Here is a 603-nt window from a genome sequence, read left to right as displayed (position 1 = left end):
CGGCGTGGCCGAGCAGTCGGCGACGCTCGCGGGCGTGAGCCAGAGCGGCCTCACGCGGATGGGCGAGACCATGCGCAGCGTGATGGACGCGGCCGGTTCGGTGAACGCGAAGCTCGCGATCCTCAACGAAAAGGCGCTGAACATCAACCAGGTCGTCGCGACCATCACCAAGGTGGCCGACCAGACCAACCTGCTGTCGCTGAACGCGGCGATCGAGGCCGAGAAGGCCGGCGAGTACGGCCGCGGCTTCGCGGTCGTCGCGACCGAGATCCGCCGCCTGGCCGACCAGACGGCGGTGGCGACCTACGACATCGAGCAGACGGTGAAGGAGATCCAGTCGGCCGTGTCGGCGGGTGTGATGGGGATGGATAAGTTCTCCGAGGAAGTGCGCCGCGGCATGCTCGACGTGCAGCAGGTTGGCGGGCAGCTGTCGCAGATCATCGCCGAGGTGCAGACGCTCGCGCCGCGCTTCCAGATGGTCAACGAAGGGATGCAGACGCAGGCGAACGGTGCCGAGCAGATCACGCAGGCGCTGTCGCAGCTGTCGGAAGCCGCGCAGCAGACGGCCGAATCGCTGCGCCAGTCGTCGCAGGCGATCGACGA

1 protein-coding gene is annotated in these 603 nt (G+C 67.8%); it reads left to right on the top strand.

Annotated elements, in window-relative coordinates:
* The coding region (locus U4012_RS35620; protein WP_321804573.1) for a methyl-accepting chemotaxis protein at positions 1–603 on the top strand (603 nt) is incomplete at both ends.

This window comes from Burkholderia sp. BCC1988 (assembly GCF_905339895.1).
GTDB lineage: Bacteria > Pseudomonadota > Gammaproteobacteria > Burkholderiales > Burkholderiaceae > Burkholderia.
This window is presented reverse-complemented; position numbering and strand designations above follow the sequence as displayed.